This is a genomic window from Pedococcus sp. P1_H8, assembly GCF_056405175.1.
Genome location: NZ_JBFUCP010000059.1, coordinates 1 through 620 on the forward strand (window position 1 = coordinate 1; position 620 = coordinate 620).

Genomic DNA, 620 nt, shown 5'->3' on the forward strand with positions numbered 1-620 from the left:
GCACCGTGCTGGTCTCCTCGATCGAGGACGGCCTGCGGGTGGTCAACGCCTACGCCGCCGAGCACCTGGAGATCCAGACCGAGAACGCCGCCGAGGTGGCCGGCCGGGTCCGCAGCGCGGGCGCGATCTTCGTCGGCGCGTGGTCGCCGGTGAGCCTGGGCGACTACTGCGCCGGCTCGAACCACGTGCTGCCCACCGCCGGCTGCGCGCGGCACTCGTCCGGCCTGAGCGTGCAGACGTTCCTGCGCGGCATCCACGTCGTCGACTACTCGGAGGCGGCACTCAAGGACGTCTCCGGTCACGTCATCACCCTGGCCAACGCCGAGGACCTGCCCGCGCACGGCGAGGCCGTCCGGCTCCGCTTCGAGGCGCTCAAGTGAGCGCGGCACCGGGCGGGGACGCCCGGCTCGACCAGTTGCCGATCCGTGAGAACCTGCGGGGGAAGTCGCCGTACGGGGCGCCGCAGCTGACGGTTCCGGTGCAGCTGAACACCAACGAGAACCCGCACCCGCCCACGCAGGCGTTGATCGACGACGTCGCCGAGTCGGTGCGGGAGGCCGCACGCGAGCTGCACCGCTACCCGGACCGCGACGCCGTGGCCCTGCGCACCGACCTGGCGG

General features: G+C 72.9%; 1 protein-coding gene and 1 pseudogene. Both read left to right on the forward strand.

Translation table 11 applies throughout. From position 1 onward, the window contains the following. A partial coding sequence (locus tag AC1DYG_RS18810) for a histidinol dehydrogenase (protein ID WP_477641393.1) occupies positions 1–380 on the forward strand: 380 nt, incomplete at its 5' end. After that, positions 377–620 (forward strand): annotated as a pseudogene (locus AC1DYG_RS18815) (histidinol-phosphate transaminase); the annotation flags it as partial. The gene AC1DYG_RS18810 and the pseudogene AC1DYG_RS18815, both read left to right, overlap by 4 nt.